General features: G+C 66.5%; 20 protein-coding genes and 1 pseudogene. 3 read left to right on the top strand and 18 right to left on the bottom strand.

Annotation, left to right across the window (positions count from 1 at the left end; all coding sequences use genetic code 11):
* Position 1 precedes the first annotated feature (1 nt).
* The 7 genes from bktB to phaC all read right to left on the bottom strand — a co-directional run bounded on the left by bktB (position 2) and on the right by phaC (position 8629).
* A complete protein-coding gene (gene bktB / locus PNO31109_RS03155) occupies positions 2-1183 on the bottom strand; it encodes a beta-ketothiolase BktB (protein WP_150554206.1) in 1182 nt (393 codons plus the stop codon).
* Positions 1184-1372: 189 nt separating this feature from the next.
* On the bottom strand, positions 1373-2308 hold the full coding sequence (locus PNO31109_RS03150) for a sugar kinase (RefSeq protein ID WP_150554205.1): 936 nt from the start codon (positions 2306-2308) through the stop codon (positions 1373-1375).
* A gap of 130 nt (positions 2309-2438) precedes the next feature.
* Positions 2439-3806 carry a 30S ribosomal protein S12 methylthiotransferase RimO gene (rimO, locus tag PNO31109_RS03145; protein WP_150554204.1) on the bottom strand — a complete coding sequence of 456 codons (1368 nt, stop codon included), beginning with the start codon at positions 3804-3806 and terminating at the stop codon, positions 2439-2441.
* Between the two features lie 139 nt (positions 3807-3945).
* Positions 3946-4524, bottom strand: coding sequence for a polyhydroxyalkanoate synthesis repressor PhaR (gene phaR / locus PNO31109_RS03140; protein ID WP_150554203.1), 579 nt, complete (start codon positions 4522-4524; stop codon positions 3946-3948).
* Positions 4525-4680: 156 nt separating this feature from the next.
* On the bottom strand, positions 4681-5421 hold the full coding sequence (locus PNO31109_RS03135; RefSeq protein ID WP_150554202.1) for a 3-ketoacyl-ACP reductase: 741 nt from the start codon (positions 5419-5421) through the stop codon (positions 4681-4683).
* A 195-nt stretch (positions 5422-5616) separates the two neighbouring features.
* Entirely contained in the window at positions 5617-6798 is a 1182-nt protein-coding gene (locus tag PNO31109_RS03130) for an acetyl-CoA C-acetyltransferase (RefSeq protein WP_150554201.1), read from the bottom strand.
* A gap of 61 nt (positions 6799-6859) precedes the next feature.
* Positions 6860-8629, bottom strand: coding sequence for a class I poly(R)-hydroxyalkanoic acid synthase (gene phaC, locus PNO31109_RS03125; protein WP_150554512.1), 1770 nt, complete (start codon positions 8627-8629; stop codon positions 6860-6862).
* A gap of 284 nt (positions 8630-8913) precedes the next feature.
* Between phaC and PNO31109_RS03120 the strand changes: the two genes are divergently transcribed.
* Positions 8914-9168, top strand: a complete 255-nt coding sequence (locus PNO31109_RS03120; protein ID WP_174966256.1) for a hypothetical protein — start codon at positions 8914-8916, stop codon at positions 9166-9168.
* 64 nt (positions 9169-9232) lie between these two features.
* Here the strand turns inward: PNO31109_RS03120 and pgeF are convergent, their stop codons facing one another.
* A complete protein-coding gene (gene pgeF, locus PNO31109_RS03115; RefSeq protein ID WP_370749710.1) occupies positions 9233-10069 on the bottom strand; it encodes a peptidoglycan editing factor PgeF in 837 nt (278 codons plus the stop codon).
* The gene (locus PNO31109_RS03110; protein WP_150554200.1) at positions 10050-11243 is read right to left on the bottom strand and encodes an RluA family pseudouridine synthase; all 1194 of its coding nucleotides are present in this window, start codon (positions 11241-11243) and stop codon (positions 10050-10052) included. Before PNO31109_RS03110 ends, pgeF begins: the two co-directional genes overlap by 20 nt.
* A gap of 21 nt (positions 11244-11264) precedes the next feature.
* Between PNO31109_RS03110 and PNO31109_RS03105 the strand changes: the two genes are divergently transcribed.
* Complete coding sequence (locus tag PNO31109_RS03105; RefSeq protein ID WP_150554199.1) at positions 11265-12089, top strand: outer membrane protein assembly factor BamD; 825 nt, start codon at positions 11265-11267, stop codon at positions 12087-12089.
* Positions 12090-12199: 110 nt separating this feature from the next.
* On the opposite strand, the gene yoaA is transcribed toward PNO31109_RS03105, so the two are convergent.
* The 3 genes from yoaA to PNO31109_RS03090 all read right to left on the bottom strand — a co-directional run bounded on the left by yoaA (position 12200) and on the right by PNO31109_RS03090 (position 15895).
* Entirely contained in the window at positions 12200-14485 is a 2286-nt protein-coding gene (gene yoaA / locus PNO31109_RS03100) for a DNA repair helicase YoaA (RefSeq protein ID WP_241013929.1), read from the bottom strand.
* A gap of 175 nt (positions 14486-14660) precedes the next feature.
* On the bottom strand, positions 14661-14864 hold the full coding sequence (locus tag PNO31109_RS03095) for a YdcH family protein (protein WP_150554198.1): 204 nt from the start codon (positions 14862-14864) through the stop codon (positions 14661-14663).
* A gap of 104 nt (positions 14865-14968) precedes the next feature.
* Positions 14969-15895: a hypothetical protein gene (locus PNO31109_RS03090; RefSeq protein WP_150554197.1), complete on the bottom strand. Its 927-nt coding sequence runs from the start codon at positions 15893-15895 to the stop codon at positions 14969-14971.
* A gap of 72 nt (positions 15896-15967) precedes the next feature.
* Here PNO31109_RS03090 and PNO31109_RS03085 point away from each other — a divergent pair, with 72 nt between their 5' ends.
* Complete coding sequence (locus PNO31109_RS03085; RefSeq protein WP_150554196.1) at positions 15968-18304, top strand: Tex family protein; 2337 nt, start codon at positions 15968-15970, stop codon at positions 18302-18304.
* Positions 18305-18485: 181 nt separating this feature from the next.
* Here the strand turns inward: PNO31109_RS03085 and PNO31109_RS03080 are convergent, their stop codons facing one another.
* From PNO31109_RS03080 to PNO31109_RS03055, 6 genes and pseudogenes are all read right to left on the bottom strand, one after another.
* Positions 18486-20378 (bottom strand): potassium transporter Kup, encoded by a 1893-nt coding sequence (locus PNO31109_RS03080; RefSeq protein ID WP_150554195.1) that lies wholly within the window; start codon positions 20376-20378, stop codon positions 18486-18488.
* A gap of 385 nt (positions 20379-20763) precedes the next feature.
* The gene (locus PNO31109_RS03075) at positions 20764-21489 is read right to left on the bottom strand and encodes a DUF2968 domain-containing protein (RefSeq protein ID WP_150554194.1); all 726 of its coding nucleotides are present in this window, start codon (positions 21487-21489) and stop codon (positions 20764-20766) included.
* A gap of 339 nt (positions 21490-21828) precedes the next feature.
* Complete coding sequence (locus PNO31109_RS03070) at positions 21829-23226, bottom strand: sigma 54-interacting transcriptional regulator (RefSeq protein ID WP_150554193.1); 1398 nt, start codon at positions 23224-23226, stop codon at positions 21829-21831.
* Positions 23227-23379: 153 nt separating this feature from the next.
* Positions 23380-25470 carry a pilus assembly protein TadG-related protein gene (locus PNO31109_RS03065; protein WP_150554192.1) on the bottom strand — a complete coding sequence of 697 codons (2091 nt, stop codon included), beginning with the start codon at positions 25468-25470 and terminating at the stop codon, positions 23380-23382.
* Between the two features lie 6 nt (positions 25471-25476).
* Entirely contained in the window at positions 25477-26172 is a 696-nt protein-coding gene (locus tag PNO31109_RS03060) for a DUF3613 domain-containing protein (protein ID WP_150554191.1), read from the bottom strand.
* A 92-nt stretch (positions 26173-26264) separates the two neighbouring features.
* A pseudogene (locus tag PNO31109_RS03055) lies at positions 26265-26526 on the bottom strand (hypothetical protein); the annotation flags it as partial.

Here is a 26526-nt window from a genome sequence, read left to right as displayed (position 1 = left end):
GTTACACGCGCTCGAACACGGCCGCAATGCCCTGCCCGCCGCCGATGCACATGGTCACCAGCGCGTAGCGGCCGCCAGTGCGCTGCAGTTCGTGCAGCGCCTTGACGGTGATGAGGGCGCCGGTCGCGCCGATCGGATGACCGAGCGAGATGCCCGAGCCATTCGGGTTGACCTTCGCGGGGTCGAAGCCGAGGTCGCGCGTCACGGCGCAAGCCTGCGCCGCGAACGCTTCGTTGGCTTCGACGACGTCGATGTCGTCGACTTTCAGACCCGCACGCGCGAGCGCCTGGCGCGAGGCCGGCACGGGGCCGATGCCCATGTAGTTCGGATCGACGCCGGCGTGCGCGTAGCTCACCAGCCGGGCGAGCGGCTTCGCGCCGCGGCGCTCGGCTTCGGCGCGCTCCATGAGAACGAGCGCCGCCGCCGCATCGTTCAGGCCCGAGGCATTGCCCGCCGTTACCGTGCCGTCCTTCTCGAACACCGGACGCAGCTTCGCCATGTCCGCGAGGCTCACGTCGGCGCGCACGTGCTCGTCGGTGGTGAACGCCACTTCGCCCTTCTTGGTCTTGAGCGTCACCGGCACGATCTGGTCGTTGAAGTAGCCGGCCGCCATCGCACGCGCGGCACGCTGGTGCGACTCCACCGCGAGACGGTCCTGATCCTCGCGCGTGATGCCCCACTTCCTTGCGATGTTCTCGGCTGTCACGCCCATGTGGATATTCGCGAACGGATCGTGCAGCGCCCCGAGCATCATGTCGACCAGGCGCGACTCGCCCATGCGCGTCCCCCAGCGGGCGCCCGGCATGATGTACGGCGCGCGGCTCATGCTCTCCGCACCGCCGGCCATGGCCACGTCCGCATCGCCCAGGAGGATCGACTGCGCGGCGCAGACGACCGCCTGCAGGCCCGAGCCGCACAGGCGGTTCACCGTCATGGCCGGCGCATGCTGGCTCACGCCGGCCTCGATGGACGCCACGCGCGCCAGATACATGTCCTTCGGTTCGGTATGGATGACGTTGCCGAACACCACGTGGCCGATGTCCTCGCCGCCCACGTTGGCGCGAGACATGGCTTCGCGCGCGACGATGGCGCCGAGCTGCGTCGGCGCGAAATCCTTCAGGCTGCCGCCAAAATCACCAATGGCAGTGCGCACACCGCTGACGATCACGACTTCTCGTTGCATGTCTCTTCTCCGGGTGGATTTGGATTGGCAACGAGTATACCGCCGCGGGGGTTACCGCGATGGCAGGGACTTTGGAGGGAAGCTTCGGTGGCGCATGGCGGTGCGCCAAGGCGCTGCACCGGCAGACGATGGCAGATGACGGGCGCCGCGAACGGCCCGTCACCCGCCCCCGCCGGCGGGACTCGGGCCTCAGGCCGCGAGCGTGCGCAGCACCGCTTCGGCGCGCGGCACGGGGGCGACGGCACCGTATCCGGTCGTGGACAGCGCGGCGCACACATTGGCGTAGCGCGCGGCGGCAAACGGATCATCGCCCAGCGCCAGTCGCGCGACGAAAGCGCCGCCGAAGCAGTCGCCGGCGCCCGTCGCGTCGACCGCCTGCACCGGGTACGGCGCCACAATGCGTCGCTCGTCCGGCGTGGCCACGTAGCAGCCCTCGCGGCCCAGCTTGAGCGCGACGACCTTCACCCCGTAGGCGAGCAGCGCGTCGAGGATGGCGTCACGGTCTTCCAGGCCGGTGACGGCCGTCACGTCGTCCCAACTCGGCAGACATACGTCGGTCAGGCTGAACGCCTCGCGCATCGTCGCGCGCGCGCGTGCCAGCGGCCACAGCTTCAGGCGCAGATTGGTATCGAACGACACCTTGCCCCCGGCCGCGCGGATCTTCGACATTGCGTCGAACGCGGCATCGCAGGCGTTCACGCTGATCGCCAGGCTGATTCCGGACAGATGCAGGAACGAGGCGCCGGCGAGCGCGTCGCGCGGCAGGTCCTGAGCGCGATACCGGCTCGCCGCCGAGCCGGCGCGCAGATAGTCGAAGTGGTGGCCGTTCTCGTCGTGCGACACGAAATAGACGCCGGTCGGCGCCTGCGCGTCGACGCTCACGTAGCGCGTGTCGACATCCTCCTCGCGCCACAGATCGAGCAGCATGCGGCCGAACAGGTCGTCGCCCACGGCGCTCACGAAGCCCGTGCGAACGCCCTGACGGCGCGCGGCGATGGCGAAGTTCGACGTGTCGCCGCCGAAACCCTGCAGATACCGGCGCGGGTCGTCGGGCGACTGGTTGAATTCGACCATGGCTTCGCCCATGGCCAGGACTTGCGGAGTTTGCGAGCGGGCTTGCGTCATCGGTGCGGTCTTCGGAGCAATGGGGCTGGAGGGCCGAGGAGGCTGAACGGGCTGGAGAAACTGATTGAGCTTCGGAAATTGCGACTCAAGGATTTGCGAGCGCGCGCGGCAACCGCGCGCGCCGCGTGCATCAGACCACTTCGCCCCACAGGTCGTGGCCGTCGGCGCCGGTGAGCGTCACGTTCACGAACTCGCCGACCTTCAGGCGCTTCGCGGCCTTGGGCGTCGGCTCGATGTAGACCAGACCGTCGATTTCGGGGGCGTCTGCCGCCGAACGGGCAATGCCGCCGTCCTGATTGATTTCGTCGACGATCACCTGGATCGTCCGACCGACCTTGCGCTGCTGGCGCTCGGCCGAAATCGCTTCGGCCACCTCCATGAAGCGCGCGCGGCGCGCCTCGCGAACCTCGTCGGGCAACGCGCCCGGCAATTCGTTGGCCTTCGCGCCTTCGACCGGCGAGTAGGCGAAGCAGCCCACGCGATCGAGCTGTGCTTCGCGCAGGAAGTCCAGCAGATATTCGAATTCCGCTTCCGTCTCGCCGGGGAAGCCAGCGATGAACGTGCTGCGAATCGTCAGATCCGGGCACAGTCTGCGCCACGCCTGAATACGCTCGAGGTTCTTTTCGCCCGACGCGGGACGCTTCATGCGCTTGAGCACGTCCGGGTGCGCGTGCTGCAGCGGCACGTCGAGATACGGCAGGATGTGGCCCTCGGCCATCAGCGGAATGATTTCGTCGACGTGCGGATACGGATAGACGTAGTGCAGGCGCACCCACGCACCATACTGCCTGGCCAACTCGCCGAGCGCCGTGACCAGTTCCGTCATGCGCGTCTTGAGCGGGCGGCCCGCCCAGAAACCGGTGCGGTACTTCACGTCGACGCCGTAGGCACTGGTGTCCTGCGAAATCACGAGCAGTTCCTTCACGCCCGCCTTGAACAGGTTCTCGGCTTCGAGCATCACCTCGGCCACCGGGCGCGAGTCGAGATCGCCGCGCATCGACGGGATGATGCAGAACGTGCAGCGATGGTTGCAGCCTTCGGAAATCTTGAGATATGCGTAGTGACGCGGCGTGAGCTTGATGCCGGCCGGCGGCACGAGGTCGGTGAACGGATCGTGCGGCTTCGGCAAGTGCGTGTGCACGGCGCTCATCACTTCGCCCACGGCGTGCGGGCCCGTCACGGCGAGCACCTTCGGGTGGACTGCGCTCACGATGTCCTGGCCGGCGGCGTCCTTCTTCGCGCCAAGACAGCCCGTGACGATCACCTTGCCGTTTTCGGCGAGTGCCTCGCCGATGGCGTCGAGACTTTCCTGAACGGCGTCGTCGATAAAGCCGCAGGTATTGACCACGACGAGATCGGCGCCGTCATAGGTGCCGGCAATGTCGTAGCCTTCGGCGCGCAGTTGGGTCAGGATTTGCTCGGAATCGACCAGGGCCTTCGGGCAGCCGAGCGAAACGAAGCCGACCTTGGGGGTGCCGGCGGGCGATGGGCGGGACATGGGGCGAATCCTGATCTAGTGAATACGTGTAACGGTCGAACCGCGCATTTTACCTTGTTCGCCCGCGGTGCGTTCCAACATTCGTCGCGATGCGCGCCCCGGTCACACCGCAACGTTCCTGTCGGGGGAAGGCGGGCGTTCAGGGCTTCTTGTTCGGGTCCGTCCCGGGGGCGCCGGGGGCGCCAGGGAAAGGGAACGTGCTGAACATGTTCTTGGCCTGGCTCTGCATCTGCTCCTGCATCTGCACGAACAGGTTCTTCGACTGCTCGATGTAGTTGGTCATCATGCCCTGCATCATCGGCGCCTGCATGTTCATGAACTGCGCCCAGACGTCCGGATTGAAGGCCGCGCCCTCGTAGATGCCCTTCGACTGATCGGCCAGTTTGTTCTGAATCTCGATGAACGTCTGGATGTTCTTCTCGAGGTACGTGCCCATCATGCCCTGCAGCGCGTGGCCGTAGAAGCGGATGATCTGGGCGAGCATGGCGCTCGAGAACATCGGGACACCGCCCGTTTCTTCTTCCAGAATGATCTGCAGCAGAATGCTGCGGGTCAGGTCCTCGCCCGTCTTGGCATCGACGACCTTGAACTCTTCGGTCTCGAGTACCAATTGCTTCACATCGGCAAGGGTGATGTACGTACTGGTCTGGGTATCGTACAGACGCCGGTTCGGATACTTTTTGATCAGGCGCTCGTCAGTCTTCTTGCTCGCGGTCATGCGGTGGGTTTCCTGCTTTTATGAAGGACTCCCCCGACCGGCGGTCGGGGTTAGTCACATATTATCGATTCTAGGACGTTTGCTGCCATGCGGCAAAGCCCTAACCCGCAACGGGGTGCGACTGCGAAATTCGGTCCGCGCCGGCCCCGTCACCGCTCAGCCCATGTGCAGGCCGCCATTGAGCGAGAAATCCGCGCCCGTCGAGAAGCCCGAGTCGTCCGAAGCCAGCCACGCCACGATCGACGCGATCTCGCCCGGCTCGCCCAGACGCTTGACCGGGATCGTCGCCACGATCTTGTCGAGCACGTCCTGGCGGATCGAGCGCACCATGTCCGTGCCGATATAGCCCGGCGACACGGTGTTGACCGTCACGCCCTTGGTCGCCACCTCCTGCGCCAGCGCCATCGTGAAGCCGTGAATGCCCGCCTTGGCCGTCGAGTAGTTCGTCTGACCGAACTGGCCCTTTTGGCCGTTGACCGACGAGATGTTGATGATGCGACCCCAGCCGCGCTCGCACATGCCGTCGATCACCTGCTTCGTGACGTTGAACAGGCTCGTGAGATTGGTGTCGATCACGGCGTCCCAGTCTTCGCGGGTCATCTTGCGAAACACCACGTCGCGCGTGATGCCGGCATTGTTGACCAGCACGTCGATCTCGCCGACTTCGGCCTTCACCTTGTCGAACGCCGCCTTGGTCGAATCCCAGTCGCCGACGTTGCCTTCGGACGCCACGAAGTCGAAGCCGAGCGCCTTCTGCTCTTCGAGCCACTTCACCCGGCGCGGCGAGTTCGGCCCGCAGCCCGCTACGACCTTGAAACCATCCTTGTACAGCCGCTGGCAAATGGACGTACCGATACCGCCCATCCCGCCTGTCACGTATGCAATGCGTTGAGTCATGGAACGCTTCCCCCTAAATAACGGCACCGCGTGCCGCCTGTTGCGACTGCCAATTGACCGACGCGCAAGCCGCGCGTTCCCGCGCGCCTTTCGTCTCCTGACTGCCCCGGCATGCTGCCGCGCGCCTTGCACGCGCGGCCGATGCCGTTTCGATTCAAATCGTTATGGACGAATGGACGGCGTTCCCGAAGCGCCTCAGACGCGCTCGACCGCCAGCGCCACCCCCATGCCGCCGCCAATGCACAACGAGGCGAGGCCGCGGCGCGCGTCGCGGCGCGCCATCTCGTGGAGCAGCGTGACGAGAATGCGGCAGCCCGACGCGCCGATCGGGTGACCGATGGCGATCGCCCCGCCATTCACGTTGATCTTCGACGTATCCCAGCCCATCTGCTTGTTGACGGCCAGCGCCTGCGCCGCGAACGCCTCGTTGATTTCCATCAGGTCCAGATCGCTCGCCTTCCAGCCGGCGCGCGCGAGGCAACGCTGCGAAGCCGGCACCGGGCCGATGCCCATCACCGACGGATCGACGCCGGCGTTTGCATACGCGACGATGCGCGCGAGCGGCGTGAGCCCAAGCTGCTCGGCGCGCCGGGCCGACATCACCACCACCGCCGCCGCGCCGTCGTTGATGCCCGAGGCGTTGGCGGCCGTGACCGTGCCGTCCTTCGTGAAGGCCGGCTTCAGACCCGCGAGCGACTCGGCCGTCACACCGTGACGCACGAACTCGTCCGTCTTGAAGACGACCGGGTCGCCCTTGCGCTGCGGAATCGACACCGGCACGATCTCGTCGTCGAAGCGGCCGGCCTTCTGCGCCGCTTCCGCCTTGTTCTGCGACGCCGCGGCGAACTCGTCCTGCATCTGGCGCGTGATGCCGTATTCCTTCGCGACGTTCTCCGCCGTGATGCCCATGTGGTACTGGTTGTACACGTCCCACAGGCCGTCGACGATCATGCTGTCGACGAGCTTGGCGTCGCCCATGCGAAAACCGTCGCGCGAGCCCGGCAGCACATGCGGCGCGGCGCTCATGTTCTCCTGGCCGCCCGCGACCACGATGTCGGCGTCGCCGGCCGTAATGGCGTTGGCGGCGAGCATCACGGCCTTCAGGCCGGAGCCGCACACCTTGTTGATCGTCATCGCGGGCACCATCGACGGCAGGCCGGCCTTGATCGACGCCTGACGCGCCACGTTCTGGCCCGAACCCGCGGTCAGCACCTGGCCCATGATGACTTCGCTCACGTCCTCGCCCTTGAGCCTGGCGCGCTTGAGCACTTCCTCGATGACGATGGCGCCCAGATCCGGCGCAGCCACCTTCGCGAGCGAGCCGCCAAACTTACCGACCGCGGTGCGCGCAGCCGACACAATCACGATATCCGTCATGTCTCTTTCCTCGTAATCAAATGAGTCGAACCGGGGGGGATGCCCGCGTTGCCGCTACCGCTCAGGCCTTCGCCTTGACGTAGCGGCCGGGCGCCGGTTCGATGGGTGCATGAGCAACATTACCATACGCTTTTGGCGCCTTGACGCGTTTGCCGGCATAGCCCGCCAGCCATTCGCTCCAGTCGGTCCACCAGCTGCCCGGGTGCTCCGTCGCGCCGGCCAGCCAGTCGTTCGCCTCGACGCCCACGTCGTCGTTGCGCCAATAGCTGCGTTTCTTTTTCGCCGGCGGATTGACCACGCCGGCAATGTGCCCCGACGCGCCGAGCACGAACCGGCGCTCGCCGCCGAGCAGGGCCAGCGAGCGGAACGCCGATGTCCACGGCACGATGTGGTCCTCGCGTGAGCCGAATACGTAGGCCGGTGCGTCGATGGCGCCCAGATCGACCGGCACGCCGCAGGTCTGCACGCGGCCAGGTTGCTTCAGCTCGTTCTGCAAATAGAGATGGCGCAGATACCAGCAGAACATCGGCCCCGGCAAGTTGGTGCCGTCGCCGTTCCAGTACAGCAGGTCGAACGGCTGCGGCGCATTGCCTTTCAGATAGCTGTCGACGACGTAATTCCAGACCAGGTCGTTCGGGCGCAGGAACGAGAACGTGTTGGCCAGTTCCACGCCGCGCATGAGGCCCGGCGGCTGCCCCAGCCCGCCGCCGATGGTCTGCTCGCGAAATTGCACGTGTGCCTCGTCGATGAATACGTCGAGCACGCCGGTATCGGAAAAATCGAGCAGCGTGGTGAGCAGCGTCACGCTGGCGACCGGCGACTTGCGCCCCTTCTGTCCCCTCGCCGCGAATACGGCAAGCGCCGCCGCCAGCAGCGTACCGCCCACGCAGAAGCCGAGCGCGTTGATCTGCGGCTGCCCGCTGATTTCGCGCACGACGTCGATGGCGGCAATCGGCCCTTCGCCGACGTAGTCGTCCCACGACTTGTGGGCGAGCGACGCGTCCGGGTTCCGCCACGACACGACGAACACCGTATGTCCCTGCTCCACCGCGTAGCGCACGAGCGAGTTCTCGGGCTGCAGGTCGAGGATGTAGTACTTGTTGATGCAAGGCGGCACGATCAGCAGCGCACGCTGATAGACGGTCGCCGTCAGCGGCTTGTACTGGATGAGCTGAATCAGGTCGTTCTCGAAGACCACGGCGCCTTCGGTGGTCGCCACGTTGCGCCCGACTTCGAAGGCCGCGTCGTCGGTCTGCGAGACCTTGCCTTTGCCCATGTCGACCAGCAGGTGCTGCATGCCCGCGAGCAGGCTGTCGCCGTGCGTCTGCACGAGGCGCTGCTGCGCGTCGGGATTGGTCGCGATGAAGTTCGCCGGTGAGCTCGCCGCCACCCATTGCTCGACGGCGAAGCGTATACGCTCGCGCGTCTTGGCGTCGGCGTCGACCAGTTCCGCCATGCGCATCAGGAAGCGGCCGTTGAGCAGGTATAGCGCGGCCGGCAGCGCATAGAACGGGTTGCGCCAGCCCTCGCCTGCGAAGCGGCGGTCGCCAAGCGAGGGCGCCGTGTCGAGTCCCGGCTGATTGAAGCTGGCGACAAGTTCGGAAAATTCACGCGCGTAGTCCGCCTGCAGCGCACTCAGGCGCGCGGGATCGACGTGCACGGGCGTGGGTTTTGGAAGGCTGCCCGCCTTGCCGAACAGATCGAAGAGACCAGTGAAGGGATTGGCGGTGCTGGCAGCACTCGAAGCGCCGCTGGCTGCGGAGCCGGTCTGCGCGGCAAGCCCCGGCAAAGCGCCGAACATCTGTTGGGCGACCTTGAACCACTGCGACATGTCCTGGGCGGAGAGCGAAGCGGAGGGGAACTGCTGAGCGAACGAGGCGGCAAACGAAGCCGGATCGAAGTTGGCACTGGCGCGATTCATGATAGCCTGAGTGTCACGTCCGTTGCGTTCACGGGCCAGTGCCCGAAACGCGGCGGCGGGCTTCGCTTTGCGAGCGATGCGCCCCGCCTGTGGAGCATTCTTGCGTGCGTGCGCAGGCCTGTCAATGCTTGCGGCTACGTCCCGGGGGGCATTGTCCCGTCACCCCTTCCTTTTTTGAATGCGCGTTTGTCCCGATGTTTATCGTCATTCTCGGATGGCTGTATGTCATGGCGATGGTGGCAATCACCGCACCCTCGGTCTGGCTGGGTCTGCTGATCTTCGCCGGCGGCGGCATCGCCCCCGCGCTGCTGTGGCTATACATTGCGGGAAGCCGCATTCGCCGCATCCGTAGCGCCCAGGCGCTGCGACGCGATGCCGCAGCGCCTGCTGATGCCGCCCTCCATGGCGCAGCCCCCGGGACCGGACCGACGTCGGACGCGTCCGAGTGACACGCGCCGCCCCCTCTCGCCCCCTCTCGCCCCCTCTCGCCCCCTCTCGCCCCTCTCGCCCCCCTCACGCCACGCGCCACACGAGCGCGGCCATGCGCCCTGTCACGCGATCGCGTCGATAGGAGTAGAACCGCGCCGGATCGCCAACCGTACACCACTGCCCGCCCGAGACGTTCGTCACGCCCTCGCGCGCGAGCCGCAAGCGGGCCAACGCACACAGGTCCGCAAGCGACTTGTCCGCTTGCGGCGCGCCGCGCGCCACGAACGCCGCGCGCGTCGCGTCCCGCTCTTCGGGCGTGGCCGCATCGAGAAACGCCGCGCGCACTTCCGGCCCGACTTCGAACGCCGTCGGGCCGATGCACGGCCCGAGCCAGGCGATGACCGATGCCTCTGCGCCGTCCGCCTCGTCCTTCAAACGGGCGCGCAACGCCTGCACGGTCTGCTCGATCACGCCCGCGCACAGTCCGCGCCAGCCGGCATGGGCCGCTGCGACGGCGCGGCCCCCGGCGTCGCACAGCAGCACCGGCAGGCAGTCCGCCACCATGACGGTGCTGGCCAGGCCCACGGCGGTCGTGATGCTGGCGTCGGCCTGCAGCGGTTCGCCGGCCTCGGCGGCGGCGAGCGCGTCCCGAGCGTCCACGACGCGCGGACCGTGCACCTGCGCGACCCACGCCGACGGCACGCCCGTATACGCCCGGAGCCGCTCGCGGTTCACGCGCACGGCCTCGGGGTCATCGTCGGCCTTGTAACCGAGGTTGAACGTCGCCTGCGGCCCTTCGCTCACCCCACCGGCGCGTGTCGTGAATACCGCGCGGACGTTGGCCGGCGCCGGCCAGTCGGGCACGATCCAGTCGGCGGGCATCGGGGCTGGAGAAAATGGCTCAGGCAGGGAAGAAGTCATCGAGCGAGTCGGGCAGCGTTGAGAAATCGAATTCGAGGCCAATGGCGGCCATGAGGTCTTGCATGTCGCCGGGCAGCGCCGCCTGCCAGTGCATTGCCCGTCCGTCGTCGGGATGGAGCAACCCCAGACGCCACGCGTGCAGGGCCTGGCGCGCAAAGTCGCCCGGCAGCGCCGGTCGCTTGTGACGCGGCTTGTACAGGGGATCGCCGAGCAGCGAATGTCCGAGGTGCGAGAGATGGACGCGAATCTGGTGCGTGCGCCCCGTGTCGAGCGAACACAGCACGAGCGACACCGGGGAGCCTTCCCATTCCCCGCTGGCGACAGTCGCCACGCGCGTGCGCGCGGGCTTGCCGCCCTGCCCCTGCACGACCGCCATGCGCGTGCGCTCGCGTGGGTCGCGCCCGATCGGCGCGTCTACGATCGTGCGCAGCGGCGGGCGTCCCCAGACCAGCGCCGCGTAATGGCGCTTGACGGTGCGGGCCTGCAACTGGCGCACGAGGTCGGTTTGCGCGATGAGCGTGCGCGCCACCACCATCAGCCCCGACGTCTCCTTGTCCAGCCGATGCACGATGCCGGCGCGCGGCAGATCGGCGGCGGCGTGTCCGTAGCGATGGAGCAGCCCGTTGAGCAGCGTGCCGGACCAGTTGCCGGCCGCCGGATGCACGACCAGCCCGGGCGGCTTGTTGAAGACGACCAGCGCGGCATCTTCGTAGACGGCGTCGAGCGGCACCGGCTCCGGTGCAAACGCGAGTTGCTCGGGCAGCGCCGCCGGCATGATGAGGACCGACTCGCCGCCGGCGACCTTCTGACGCACCTTGGCCGTCACACCGTCGAGCGCGACGCGTCCGTCTTCGACCCACGCCTGCAGGCGACTCCGGGAATATTCGGGAAAACAGAGGGCCAGCGCCTTGTCGAGGCGCTCGCCGGCCACCGCGTCGGGCAATGTCGCGCTGAGCGGGACATTCGCGATCGATTGGCCGGATTGGTCGGACGACGGGGCCGGGCCGCCCGGTGCGGGGGCGGCGGTGGAGGCGTCGGTGGAGGTGGCGATGCCGTGCGCGGCACCCGGGAAAGCCTCGGCAAGCGAATCGAAATCGTCATCGGACGAGTCATCCGCATTTTCCGTGGCTAATGAGGCGGTTACGCTATAATCCGGCAGTATTGAACGGGTCATCGAGAAGTGAAGCCAACGAGCATGCAAGCCCTGAAACTTGTCAAACATCTGACGCTGGCCGCCATCCTGGTCGGCGGTGTGGCCGCCTGCGGCATTCTGCCGGAGAAAGTCGACGAAACGGCCAGCTGGTCGACGAACAAATTATACTCGGAAGCCAAGGACAGCTTCGATAGCGGCGACTACACGAAGGCCGCCAAGTACTACGAACTGCTCGAAGGGCGCGACCCGTTCGGCCCGCATGCGCAACAGGCCCAGATCAACACGGCCTACGCCTACTACAAGGACAATGAGCCGGCGCAGGCGCTCACGGCCGTGGATCGCTTCATCCGCCTGCATCCGGACAGCCCCTCGATCGACTACGCCTATTACCTCAAGGGCCTGATCAACTTCAACGACGACCTCGGTCTTTTCGGGCGCTTCTCGGGGCAGGATCTGAGCGAGCGCGATCCGAAGGCGCTGCGTGCGGCTTACGACAGCTTCAAGTATCTGGTCGAGCACTATCCGAACAGCAAGTACGCAAACGACGCTGCCCTGCGCATGCGCTACGCCGTCAACGCCATGGCCGCACACGAAGTGCACGCGGCCGAGTACTACTATCGCCGTGGCGCCTACCTGGCCGCCGTGAACCGCGCCCAGACCGCGCTCAAGGACTACGACAAGGCGCCGGCGCTCGAAGACGCGCTTGGCATCATGATCAAGTCTTACGACAAACTCGGCATGACCGAACTGCGCGACGACGCGCGTCGCGTGATGGAACAGACGTATCCGAACAGCGGCTATCTGACGGTGGGTCGCCGTATCGACACCAGCGGCGACAAGAAGTCGTGGTGGCAAATCTGGCGTTAAGCTGCCGGTGCTCCCGAGCAAGACGGCATGACAAAAGCCCCCGCCCGTGCGGGGGCTTTTCGTTTCTGGGCGCCCGAGAGGCGACCGGCGCCCGCGCGGCCGGCCGCGCGTCAGGATCGACCTGCGTCGCCCCCGGCGGCCATCTCGTCGAAGAATCCGCGCACGATCGGCAGTTCGCGCGTGCGCTTGAACGGCGGCAGGCTCTGCCAGATCCGACGCCCGTAGGGTTTGTCGACAAGACGCGGATCGCAGATCATCAACACGCCGCGATCACGCTCGGAACGAATCAGGCGACCGGCGCCCTGCTTGAGCGTGATGACCGCCTGCGGCAGCTGGTGCACGGCGAACGGGCTGAGCCCCTTCTTTGTGAGTGCATCGAGCCGGGCTGCGAGCACCGGGTCGTCGGGCGGCGCGAACGGCAGCTTGTCGATGATGACCAGCGACAGCGCCTCGCCGCGCACGTCCACCCCTTCCCAGAAGCTCTGACTCCCCACCAGCACCGCGTTGCCCAACGCGCGAAAACGGTCGAGCAGTTCGGTGCGGCTCGCCTCTCCCTGCACGAGCAGCGGATAGTCCCAGCCGCGACGCTCGAATTCGTCGCGCAAACGCTCGGCGGCACGCCCGACCGCCCGCAGCGTCGTACATAGCACGAAGGCCCTGCCGCCGCTCACTTCGAGCACGGGCAGCGCGGCGTCGAGCACCGCGTCGGTGAAGCCCGGCGCTGACGGTTGCGGCAGTCCGCGCGGCACGTAGAGCAAGCTCTGGTTCTGATAATCGAAGGGGCTCGCCAGCGTGAGGGACTTCTGCGCGTCGAGGCCCAGCTGCGCGGCGTAGTGCGTGAAATTGCCCTTCACCGAGAGCGTAGCCGACGTAAAGATCCAGGCGCGCGGCGCACCGGCACGCTGCTTCGCGAAGATCGGCGCAATCGACAGTGGCGTCTGATGCAACTGCACCGTCTGCGAAAACACTTCGATCCAGCGCACGTTCTCGGGCGGCGTATAGGCCTTCTGCCCGCTGCCGGCGCCATCGCCGCCATCGCCGCCATCGCCGCCATCGCTGCCCCGATCGCTGCCCCGTGACGCCGCCTCAACCGCAGCGCGCGCCGCTTCGGCTTCGCGCGCCTCGGCGGCCTTCGCTGCCTTCGCGGCCCTCTCGCGCTTGCTGTCGGTCACGCGCGGCGCGTCCGGATCGAGCAGCGGCAATGGCGGCTCGCCGGGCAACGGCGGGCTCTCGCCCGTCTGCCACCGCCCCACCTGCTGGCGCAGGTCCAGCGCGCGGCGCAGGCACGCGCCCAGCGCTTCGGCGCGTTCAGCCTGATGGGTGAGCGTCCCGATCATGTCTTGCAGCGCGGCGTCGACCGCCTCGAGCGCGTCGAAGAGCTCGTGATTTTCCGGCAGTTGCGTCACGGACATGCGCGCGTTGTCAGGGCCGAAGGTCAGGCGCACGTCGCGTGCGGCGCGCTCGAGATTCGCGCCCAGCTTGACCCAGTCCGCGGCATCGCGCGCGTGGATCAGCCCTTCGGCTACACAATCACGCGCCAGTTCGAGCATCTGTGCGCTCGACACTGTCTCGCCGAAGAACAGCGTCGCGGTCTCCGGCAACTGGTGCGCTTCGTCGAAAATCACCGTGTTCGCGCTTGGCAGCAGCTCCGCCATGCCCGTGTCGCGCAGCATCACGTCCGCGAAGAACAGGTGATGGTTCACAACGACGATATCCGCCTGTTGCGCCTCCTTGCGCGCGAGCATCACGAAGCAGTCCTTGTAACGCGGGCAGTCCTGGCCCAGGCAGTTCTCACGCGTGGAGGTGACCTGCGACCAGATCGGCGCGTTCTCGGGCACGGACGCGAGCTCCGCCTTGTCGCCGCTCCTGGTGATCTGCGCGAAGGTCGTGATCTCGCGCAACTGCGCGGCTTCGTGACGCGACGCGAAGCGCCCTTCCTGCTGGGCGCGCTCCAGATAGTAGTGACAGAGGTAATTCGCGCGGCCCTTGAGCATCGCCACCGTCACGGGGACCGCGAGCGCGCGGCGCACCGTGGGAATGTCGCGCGCGAAGATCTGGTCCTGCAAGTGCTTGGTGCCTGTGGAGATGATCGTCTTGCCACCCCACAGCATGGCCGGCACGAGATACGCGTAGGTCTTGCCCGTGCCCGTACCCGCCTCGGCGATCAGCGTGTCGTGCGTGTCCATGGCGGCGGCCACGGCGCGAGCCATCTCGGTTTGCGGCTCGCGCGAACGGTAGCCATCGATGGCGCGCGCGAGCATCCCCCCGTCGCCGAAGATTGCCTGCAGCTCCCGCTCGCGCTTGGGGGCGAGCGGCTTGAGCCCGTGGAACGTAGCGGCGTCGGATGGGGAACCGGTCTCGGGGGAATCGCTGGCAGCGGCGGCGGAATCGATCAAAACGGCAAAAAAAGCAAAGGCGGCGCGCGATACGCTTGCGCATCCGTCGGAACGGTTCGAACCGCCGGACGGTGCGCACTCGCCGCGCCGCGATGAAAAATGAAAACCGCGCAATCGCGGGCCGCGAGGCCGGGCAGCTTGGCCGGGCCTCGCGGGCGTTGTGCGCGGCGCCCGCTCAGGCGGGCTGGTCCGGCATCTGCTGCACCTGCAACAGGGTGATGGTGTCCTTGATTTTCAGACGTCGCTTCTTGAGCCGCGTGACCTGCAGTTCGTCGTATGTCGGCTCCGTCAGCAACTTGTCGATCAGGTAGTCGAGATCGCGATGCTCGATCTGCAACTCGATGATGCGGCGTCCAATGGAGTGAAGATCGTGCTGCATCCTGGCAACTCTCCTGCGACTCTCGAATGATACCGGGCCCGCCAGCCTTGCCGGGGCCACGTCCGCGAATCTGACCGGCGCGCAACGCCGCCGGTCCGACTCGCTTACTTCCCTTCCAGCGCCTTCTGGGCCGGCGAGCCGCCCGACTGGGACTCGTTGCGGCGTTGGTCCGACTTCTGCTTGCGCTCGATGGCTTCCTGCTGCTTCTGGTTGTACTTGCGCACGTTCTCTTCGCGCTCGGCCGCCTTCTGCGCGGCCGATGCCTTGGCATCCTCGAGCTTCTTTTGCTGCTCGGCCTGCTTGGCATTGTACTGCTCGACGTTGGCCGCGCGTTGCGGGGCCTGGCCCGTGCGCTCGGTCACGCGCTGCTGGTATTCGGCTTGCTTGGCTTCGTAGTCCGCCACGTTCTGCGCACGCTCGGCAGCGCGTTGCGGCGCCTCGGCTGCCGTCTGCGCCCGCTTTTCGGCCAGACGTTGCTCGCGCTCCTGCGCACGCGCCTTGCGCTCCTGATCCTCGAGCACAAGACGCTGGCTGCGAATGGCCTTGAGGGCCTCGCGCTGCGCGTCGCGCGCCTTGTCGATGCAGTAGTTCACGAAGAACTTCGACGCGCATTCGTACTTCGCTTCCTCGAACCGGTAATCCACCCATGCGCGCTGACGCTCGAGCAAGGCGCGACGGCCGGCGAAGTCGTCCTGTGCGGGATGCAGATCGAGCTGATCGTCGTATGCCACCGGCGTGTCGTCGTCCTCGGCCGCTGCCGCGGCCGCGGCCGACGCCGCGCTTGCGGGCGACGGTATGCGATCGGCGGTGGCATCGAACGGCACCTGCGGCACGCGCAGTTGTTCGGTCGTGCGCCCGGCGGCCTCGGTGGCCGACAATCCCTGCGCGAGCAATACGCCGGGCCAGACACTGACCGCTGCCACGCTGCCGAGCGCGGCAAATGCGGTGAGCGACACGCCAACATGGCGGCGCGAAAACAATTTTGCGAAGGAAATCATGAGGTTGAGCAGAGTGATGTCAAATTTTAGCATTGCCCGCCCGGACGCGTCCGCCGTTTATGGCAAAATGCCCCGCTCCTGGCACTTGGGTAATTCGCAACACTCATGACGCAAAACGTAGCTCTTCAGATCGTTCAACGCATCGCTGCCGAACTTAGCGTGCAGCCGCGTCAGGTCGCTGCCGCCGTGCAATTGCTCGATGAAGGCGCCACCGTGCCATTCATCGCACGCTACCGCAAGGAAGTGACGGGCAACCTCGACGACACCCAATTGCGCACGCTGGAAGAACGCCTGCTTTATCTGCGCGAGTTGGAAGATCGCCGCGCCGCGATCCTCGCGAGCATCGACGAACAGGGCAAGCTCACCGACGAACTGCGCACCGCCATCGAGGCGGCCGACACGAAGCAGACGCTCGAAGACCTTTATCTGCCGTACAAGCCGAAGCGCCGCACGCGTGCGCAGATCGCCCGTGAGGCCGGCCTCGAGCCGCTCGCGCAGGCGCTGCTCGCCGACCCGACGCTCGATCCGCAAACCGAAGCCGCCAGGTTCGTCGACGCCGGCAAAGGCGTAGCCGACGTCAAGGCTGCGCTCGACGGCGCGCGCGACATCCTGTCGGAGCAATTTGGCGAGACGGCCGAACTGCTCGGCAAGCTGCGCGACTACCTGTGGACTCAGGGCGTGGTGTCCTCGAAAGTCATCGAAGGCAAGGAAAACGAGGAAGGCGAGAAATTCCGCGACTACTACGACTATGACGAGCCGATCTCGGCCGTCCCGTCGCATCGCGCGCTCGCCCTCTTCCGCGGCCGCAATCTCGGCATCCTGATGGTCAAACTCGGCCTCGGCGAAGAGCTCGACGCCCAGGTGCCGCACCCGTGCGAAGGCCTGATTGCCGGGCACTTCGGCATTCGTCAGCAAAACCGCGCCGCCGACAAGTGGCTGGCCGACGTGTGCCGCTGGTGCTGGCGCGTGAAGGTGCAGCCGCATCTCGAGTCCGAGCTGCTCACGCAACTGCGCGAGCGCGCCGAGAACGAAGCGATTCGCGTGTTCGCGCGCAACCTCAAGGCGCTGCTGCTGGCCGCACCGGCCGGCCCGAAGGGCGTGATCGGCCTCGACCCGGGCCTGCGCACCGGCGTGAAGGTCGCCGTCGTCGATGCCACCGGCAAGCTGCTCGGCACCGACACCATCTACCCGCACGAACCGCGCCGCGACTGGGAAGGTTCGATTTCACGCCTGGCCAAAATCGCGGCCGCCACGGGCGCGCAGCTCGTGAGCATCGGCAACGGCACGGCGTCGCGCGAGACGGACAAGCTCGCGCTCGAGCTCATCAAGCGCCACCCCGAACTCAAGCTGCAGAAGATCGTGGTCTCGGAAGCCGGCGCCTCGGTGTATTCGGCCTCCGAATTCGCCGCCAAGGAATTCCCGGAACTCGACGTCTCGCTGCGCGGCGCCGTATCGATCGCTCGGCGCCTGCAGGACCCGCTCGCCGAGCTGGTCAAGATCGAGCCGAAGGCCATCGGCGTCGGCCAGTACCAGCACGACGTGAACCAGCGGGAGCTGGCGCGCATGCTCGACGCCGTGGTCGAGGACTGCGTGAACGCGGTGGGCGTGGACGTGAACACCGCGTCGGTCCCGCTGCTCGCGCGCGTGTCGGGCCTGAACAGCACGCTCGCGAAGAACATCGTGGACTTTCGCGACAGCAACGGCCCGTTCCCCAACCGCGAGGCGCTCAAGAAGGTGCCGCGTCTTGGCGACAAGACCTTCGAGCAGGCTGCCGGCTTCCTGCGCGTGAATGGCGGCGACAACCCGCTCGATCGCTCGTCGGTGCACCCGGAAGCCTATCCGGTCGTCGAGCGCATTCTCGCCAAGATCAAGAAGTCCATCGGTGACGTGATGGGCAACGGCCCGGTGGTGCGCAGCCTGTCGGCGAACGAATTTGTCGACGAGCGTTTCGGCTTGCCGACCATCAAGGACATCCTGACCGAGCTCGAGAAGCCGGGCCGCGATCCGCGTCCCGAGTTCAAGACCGCGACGTTCCAGGAGGGCGTGGAGAAGCTGACCGACCTGAAGCCGGGCATGCAGCTCGAAGGCGTGGTGACGAACGTGGCCGCATTCGGCGCGTTCATCGACATCGGCGTGCATCAGGACGGCCTGGTCCACGTGTCCGCCATGTCGACGAAGTTCATCAAGGACCCGCACGAAGTCGTGAAGGCCGGCGACATCGTGAAGGTCAAGGTGCTCGAAGTCGACCCCCGCCGTCAGCGCATCTCGCTCACCATGCGTCTGAACGACGACCTTCCGGCCGCCGGTGCTGGCGAGCGCGCTGGCAACAGTGGCGCCCAGCGCCACGGCGGCGGTGCGCAGCGTGGCGGCGGCGCACCCCGCCAACGCGAGCCGGAGACGGTCAGCGCCATGGCCGCCGCCTTCGCCAAGCTCAAGCGTTGAACTCGCGCGCGATGTCACCCTCGGCGCGAAGGTGGCGTCCGTGCGAGGGCGAACGACGTGTCGCAATGAAAAAGCCCGCTCCATCGAGCGGGCTTTTTTCGTGGGACGACGCCTGAGATGGCGCGCGCGACGGCAATGCGAGACCGGCGCGGCATGTCGCCTCCGCACCGCGCACGCTGCCTCAGATTTCGATCTTCGTGCCCAACTCCACGACGCGGTTCGCCGGAATGCTGAAGAAGTCGGTGGGCTTGGCCGCGTTCTGATGCATCCACGCGAACAGACGCTCGCGCCAGATCGACATTCCCGGCAGCTTCGTCGGCACCACGGTCTCGCGCGCGAGGAAGAACGACGTGTCCATCAGCTCGAAATGCATGTCCGTCTTCTCCTCGAGCAGATGCAGCACCTCCTTCACATCGGGCGTCTCGTTAAAGCCGAAGGTCGCCACCACGCTGTAAAGGCCGCCGGTGTGGTCCTTGACCTCGATGCGCGTGGCGTCCTCCACGTAGGGCACGTCCACCGTGCGGAAGGTAAGGAAAATCGTGCGCTCGTGCAGGATACGGTTGTGCTTGAGGTTGTGCAGCAGGCTCACCGGCACGAGCGTGTTGCCGCCGGTCAGATAGATCGCCGTGCCGGCCACGCGATGTGGCGGATGCGCGAGCAGCCCCTGCAGGAAGGGCCCGAGCGGAATACCGTCGGCGGCCGTGCGCTCACGCAGCAGTTGACGGCCCTTGTGCCACGTCATCAACATGAAGAACAGGAATGCGCCCAGCGCGAGCGGCAGCCCGCCGCCCTCTTCCACCTTGATCAGGTTGGCGCCGAAGAACGCGAAGTCGACCACCAGAAAGCCCGTGATAATCAGCGCCACGAGCAACTTGTTCCAGTTCCACACCTTGACCATGACTACGCACGCGAGAATCGTCGTGATGACCATCGTCGTCGTCACGGCGATACCGTATGCCGCCGCCAGGTTGCTCGAGGACTTGAACGCCAGCACGATCCAGATGATGACGAGCAGCAGCGACCAGTTGATCACCGGCATGTAGATCTGGCCGATTTCACGATCGGACGTGTGCAGAATCTTCATGCGCGGCACGTAGCCGAGCTGAATCGCCTGGCTCGTGAGGGAGAACGCCCCCGAGATCACCGCCTGCGAGGCGATGACCGTGGCCGCGGTCGCCACGATCACGAGCGGCAGGAGCGCCCAGTCCGGGGCCAGCAGGAAGAACGGGTTCTCGATGGCCTTCGGGTCGGACAGCAGCAAGGCACCCTGGCCGAAGTAGTTCAGCGCCAGCGCCGGGAAGACGAGAAACGACCACGCGAAGCGAATCGGCCGGATGCCGAAGTGACCCATGTCCGCGTAGAGCGCTTCGGCGCCGGTGAGCACGAGGAACACGGAACCGAGCACGATATACGCCTGCAGCGCGTGCGTGCGGATGAAGTGAATGCCGTAGTAAGGATTGATCGCCTTGATGATCTCCGGCGCCGCCACGATGTTGTAGAGGCCGAGCACGCCGAGGATCAGGAACCACGTCACCATCACCGGTCCGAACAGGCGGCCGACCTTGGCCGTGCCGGACTTCTGCATCGAGAACAGGACGATCAGAATGACGATCGTGATCGGCAGGACGAAGCGCGAGAGCGACGGTGCGGCGATCTCCAGGCCTTCGACCGCCGACATCACGGAAATGGCGGGTGTGATGACGGCGTCGCCGTAGAACATGCACGCGCCGAACATGCCGAGCATCATGAGCACCGACGCCCATCGGCCGCCGCCGCGCACGCTGCGCAGGCTCAGCGCCATGAGGGCGAGCACGCCGCCTTCGCCTCGGTTGTCCGCTCGCATCACGAACAGCACGTACTTCAGGGAAACGACGACCACCAAGGCCCAGAACAGCAGCGAGATGATGCCGAACACGGCCTGTTGGTTAAACGGAATGCCGTGCTGCGGATCGAAACATTCCTTGAGCGCATAGAGCGGGCTGGTACCGATATCGCCGAAGACCACGCCGATGGCCGACACCATGAGCGCGGGCAAAGCCTGACGGCGCTGCCCGTGTCGAATGTTTTGCGTCATAAGGTTTGGGTAATCGCAATATTGCGCTGCACAAAATGGCCGCTATTCTAACTGGGCGCCGGTTCCCTCGCCAGTCCGGGCAGGTCCTGAGTGCCGGGCGTCCTGCATGACGGGCTTCGCTAGGATAATTCGAGCCGCACGCCGTGACCAGTGCGATGGGGCAAGGGTTTCACCGATGTTATGCCGCCGGGCTCCGGGCTTGTGGACGCCCGTTTGCAAGTTGCAAATGCGCGACATATCCCGGCCATGACGGACTGCCTGTCGACAGGCTTGCCGATTGGGTGTAGCGCGGCACCCCGCCGGGCCGCGGTCGGCCATGCCGCAACGAAAAAAGCCGCCCGGAGGCGGCTTTTTGTACATCCGGGGCCCTGAGTAGCCCCGTCGTTCAACGGCGGCGGACCGGCTTGCGGCCGCTGGCGTTCTTGACCGAGCGCACGAGATCGGAGTCGGCGCTGTTCTGCTCGGCTTCGAGCGAGCGGATCTGGCCTTGCAGGTCGGTCAGGCGGATGCGGGCTGCCGTGCGTTCCGTCTCGAGCGCCGAGGCCTGTTCGCGAATGGCCTGCTGGTTCTGTGCCAGGGCCTGCTCCTGCTGACGCTGGATCGCGAGATCGTTCTGCACCGCGTTCAGGCGCGCTTCGCTCTCGGCGAGCTGGCGCTCCATCAACGCCTTCTGTGCTTCGAGCTTGATGCGGCGGATCTCGACGTCGGCGAGTACCTGCGTCTGGCGCACGAAGTCGCCGTAGAGCGCCTCGGCCTTCTTCTCGTTGTTGAGCTTGACCACGCGCCAGAACTGGCCTTCGTGGAACAGGGCCACGTAATAACCCATCGTCTGGGGATAGAACAGCAGGCTCGCGCCGTAGCGGCCGTTGTACGTGGTACGGAGTTCGGTGACTTCCTTGTTCTGGATGCGATCGCGCAGTTCCTGGATCGTCCCCGATGCGGCAGGCTGCGCCCCAGCCGTTGCGGACACTGCCGGAGCCGCGAGCTGGGCGGGCGCCGCACCGGTCACATCCTTGACGGCTTCAGCTGCGCCTGCTGACGTCCCCCAGGCAGCCAGGCATGCCACCCCCACGCCCAACCAAAACCGCCCCCGGCAATCACTGATTTTCATCTGATCTGTTTTCCTGTTATCGACCGAGCCGTTTCAGGCCCTTGTTCGTCGCATTCATTCGCCACCCCGGACTCCGTCCCGAGGATCTGAGACCTGCGTATTTGTGGAATGATAACCGCATGCCCGCAATAGCCGACAATTCTATCCATTGACAGGCGCTCTTCCAAGCGGGGAATGCGCAATTGTGGCCGCCCCATTTCATCTGTTGACACCGCGCAACTCCAGGGGGCGCCGGGTTCCGCACGGGCGAACTCGCTTGTCGGAAAAATCCCGTCATACGACGGCGTTTCGAGGTCTGTCCCACGCAGGATGGGGAGTGCCGGGACGGGCCCCGGCGTCTCAAGCCTCGTACTCGTTGGCCAGTTCCGAGTCGTTGCCGAGAATCTGGTATTTGCGCATTTTCTCCCACAGGACCTTGCGGCTGATGCCCAGCGCGTTGGCCGTGTCCTGACGGCGCCAGCCGTTGGCGTCGAGCGCGGCGACGATGCGGGCGCGCTCGGCCGCGTCCCAGCGAGCGCGGTCGACCAGTGCGCCGCCGCGCGCCACGTCGTCGCCGCGTGCGGCGGGCGCCGGTGAGAGCGCCTCGAAGATCGGGCGAATGCGCCGCTCGTCCCACGCCCCCAACTGGCGATAGATGATACCCACGCGCTCGGCGATGTTACGCATTTCCCGGACGTTGCCCGGAAACACCCCGACCTCGACCAGCTCGCGCAACCACGGCGGCACTTGCGCGCCGATCTCGCCGTCGCCCACGACCTTGCCGAGATACGCCGTGAAGACCGCCAGCTTGTCGACGGGGCCGCGCTCTTCCAGGCTGGGAATGCGCAGCTCGATCACGGCAAGGCGATAGAACAGGTCCGCACGGAACAACTCTTCGCGCACCATCGCCTTGAGGTTCTTGTTGGTCGCCGCGACCAGTCGGAAGTCGAGCTTGACGGGCTGCGCCGAGCCCAGACGCGTCACCGCGCTGTCCTCCAGCACGCGCAGCAGCTTGACCTGCTGATACAGCGGCAGATCGCCGATTTCGTCGAGGAACAGCGTGCCGTCGTTGGCCTGCTCGAAATAGCCCTTGTGCGAGTAGAGCGCCCCTGTGAACGCCCCTTTGGCATGGCCGAAGAAGTGCGACTCGAAGAGCCCGTCGGGAATCGCGCCGCAGTTCACCGCCACGAACGGCCCCTGACCGTAGTGGCTGTGCTTGTCGTGCAGCAGCCGTGCAATGCGTTCCTTGCCGACGCCCGTCTCGCCGTGAATCAGCACGTTCGAATCGCAGTCGGCGAACGCGTCGACTTCGGCGAGCAGCGCGAGCATGGCGCTCGATTGCGCGACGAGCGGATCGCTCGGCGCCGGCGCCTTGTCCGCCTCGGCGATGGCGCCCGCGAGCTTGAAGATGAGCGTGCGCAGTTCGGCGCCGGTGAAGTCGAGCGTGAGGATGTTGCTGTATTCCGGCGGATAGACCCGCGGATCGTTCTCGCGCGGGGAAGTCGCCACCCAGATGACGGGCATGCCATGGCCCAGTTGCCACTCATTCGCGTTGGTGGAAGCGCCCTCGATCACCGACACGCTCACCACGGCGATAGACGGCCTCGCCTTCGTGCGCCCGCGCGACAGATCCATGCCGTCGGCACGAATGACCTCCATGTCGAAGCTCGCGAGACAGTGCGCGACGCGCTCGGCAATATCCGACTTGCCTTCCCACACGTACACGTCGAGATCTTCACGTATTGGCTTGCTTTTCATGCTGTTCCGCTGGTCGCCGGACACCACGGGCATCCGTCATGATGAAATCCGGTGCGGCCGCCCCGGGGGACGTCCGCACGCCTGGCCGTCTCGGTCGGGTCCATCGCTTCGCACATCCGCACATCCGCATATCTGCGCTTCCCCACTTCGCCGCTAATACACCAGTTGCACGAGGCCGTTCTGGCAGTTGATGCTGTCCACCGTTACCGTCGTCATGCCCAGCTGGATGCCGAGCGACGTGAGAAGCGTGTTGAGCAGCGTGCTCAACGGCGTGAGCAGCGGGTTGAGCAACGTATAGAGAATGCTGCCGAGCACGGGCGATATGTCGCTCGTGCCGATCGAATTCGATACGGCGTTGATACGACATGCATTTGCAGCACTCCCGCCGAGATTGCAAACGAGGTCCGAGAGGCCGCCGAGCAAGCCGTTCACGATGCCGCCCAGCGTGTTGACGAGCCCCGTTACCAGCCCGCCGACGCCGCCCACGACCTGCGGCAGGTTCAACGTCAGGACACCGCCCAGCGTGCTGCCCAGTGCATTGGTCGTCGTCTTCAGTCCCGATGCGGCCGAACTGAGAAACGCGTTGACCGTCGAGATCGTCGCGCCGGCCGCCGCGGCCGGCACGTTGTTCACGAGTCCGGTGCCGAGCGCGCCTGTGCTGGCGCTCGCCGACGCACTCACGTCCAGCGACAGACCGGCCAGCAGGCCGCCGACGATCGAACCCAGATTCACGCTCGTTCCGATCGGTCCGACGCTCTGCGGAAACGGACCGCTGAACGTGATCGGCGCCGGTGCGCTGGAGGCGAGCGACAGATTGACGTTGGCGTTCACGTCGATCAGGCCGAGCAGCCTCGCCACCGTCGTGCGCTGCGTCATGAGCGTCGTGCAGCTCGCCGTATTGGTCGCCATGTTCACGCCGCTGGCCGTACCGCCCACGCACACGTTCACCAGCCCGGAATTCACCTGTAGCGTCGCCGCTGGCGTCGCCCCGCATTGCAGGGCCGTTACCGTGGCGCTCGACTGCGCCAGTTCGAGCACGAGCGGCAGGTTCAGCGTCGTATTGAGACCGCTCAGCAGTCCGCCAAGCAACGAGACCGGCCCGGTCGCGCCGGGATTGACGCTCACGAAAAGACGCAGCTGCGCCGACGTGGCCGTCGCGCCGACGCCGCCGACGCCCACCTGCGGCGGCGCGACCACCCGTGCATAGACCGACAGCCCGAGCGTATTGACGGGTGCGCTGATCGAGATCGCGTTGGTGCCGTTCGCACCGATGATGGCGGCAGTGATCAGGTCCGCGACACCGATGTTCGCCGTGAGCGCGTTCGCGGCGCTGACGCCCGCCGCGTCGATATTCGCGATGATCCCGGGCGTGGTGGCCGTGCTGAGCAGATTGATCGGCAGATTCAGCACCGGGCTGCCGGCGAATACGCTGATGAGGTTGTTCATCGCGGTGACCGACGCCGAGAGCGCACCGTTTTGCGTCGCGAGCGCCGTATTCGTCGCGCTGAGCAACGAGCCCACCGTGAGATTCCTCACCGCGGCCACGCCCGTGAGCGAAGCCACCGACACGTCGCCCGTGATCGGTACGCCCAGCGCCTGCAGAATGCCTTTCGGCGTGACATTGACGCCTACGAGTTGCTGCGCCGCGCCCACATAGAGCGACGGCGATATCCCGATGGTGTTGAGCAGCGGTGCGAGGACCGAGTTGCTCGTGTTGAGGGCGAGCAGGCCCGAGTCGACCGTAAACGTCACCACCGCCGGCGCCTTGCGGGCGATGGCCGTGGCCGTGATCGTGCGATTGCCTGTGAGCTGGAAGAACGACGGTACCGTGAGCGAGAGCGTGACCTGCACCGCGTTGCCGCTCGCGGCATTGCCCGAGCTCACCGCGGCGAACGTTCCGGGGCCCGTGGCGTTCGCCGCGGGCGAGGTCCAGATGCCGCACGCCGACGTGACCTGCAATCCGCTCACGTTGCTGCCCATATTCGACGTCACGTTGGCCTGCGCCACGGCGGCATACGACGTGGCGTTCGCACAGCCCGGCAGCGTCTGCGCACCGGCGAGCGCCGCCATGTCCGCGGCGCGCTGCAGGTCGCGCCGCTTCATGAACGCATACCCGGCGTCGATCGCGAACGCGAGAACCAGCGCGACGATCACGAAGGCGAAGGCCACGATCGGCACCGAGCCGCGCTGCCGCACGCCGGGTGGAACACGAACGAAATGGCGCACACGCGCACGCGCAGTCATGTCACGTCACTGGCTGGCGCCAGCCCCCGCCGCCGCCGGTGCGGCTCCGCCACTGCCACTGTTGTTGCCCACCCCGCTCTCGGTTTGCACCATCGTCGGATAGAACTGCGGAATCGCGTAGGTGAAGCTGTCCAGATAGCGCTTGTATGCGCGCGACGCGGTGGCGCCCAGCATCGGCAGCCCCGGGCCTGCCGCGAGGTTGCTCGCCTGGAGCGCCAGCAACGCCTCGGTTTCATCACCGAGCATGCCGTCGGACGCATGTTCGCCGACCCGCAGCGGCGTGGTGCGGCGCACGACGTTGGCCGGCACCCTGGCAGCCGGTGCCGCCTGCCCTGGCTGCCCCGCCTGCGAGGCCTGGACGACCCGCGGCTGCGCCGCACCGGCGGCCACATCGCCGGCCACATCGCCAGCCACATCGCCGGCCACTTGCGCGGATTGCGCCGATTGCGCCGATTGCGCCGGCGGCGCGACGGTGCGCGCGTTCGCGTCGGCCGCGGCACTGGCGCTGCCCATCGTCCCCGTGATCGGCGCGCTGATTTGCGCGACAGCGCTACCTGCCCATACAGCGGACACGGTGAACGCGGCGAACATGGCGCCGAACCTGGCGAGCCTGGCGAGGGCGATGAACGCGGCGGCGTGCCGGCGTCCGGCCGCGTGCGTGCGCATGCCCGCCTTTGCTGTGAACTTCCGGACTGCCATCATTCCGTCTCCCTCCTGTTGCGTGAGCCTGCCTGAGGCGCGCCGCCATGCGTGGCGGGGGGCGCCCGCGCACGAGCGTCTTCGCGCGACTTGCCTTACTGTGAGTGGCCGAACCGATCGAGCAGCGACGTCGGCATGTCGCTGCGCGACGCATCGCTCGCACGTGCGAGCTTCGCGTCGGCCGCTGCCTGCGACGCCGCGCCGGCAGCCGCCCTCGCCCACCCCGAATTGCTCTCGCCGGCGCCCAGACGCACGACCACCGGGCCGTCCGCTGCCAAAGCGCGCGCCGACGACGGCGTCGCCTTGCCCGCGGCGTCTGGCGGCACGGGTGACGCGGGTGGGGCGGGCCGCAGTGAC

Source organism: Pandoraea nosoerga (assembly GCF_902459585.1).
In the GTDB taxonomy this organism is placed as follows: Bacteria; Pseudomonadota; Gammaproteobacteria; order Burkholderiales; family Burkholderiaceae; genus Pandoraea; species Pandoraea nosoerga.
This window is presented reverse-complemented; position numbering and strand designations above follow the sequence as displayed.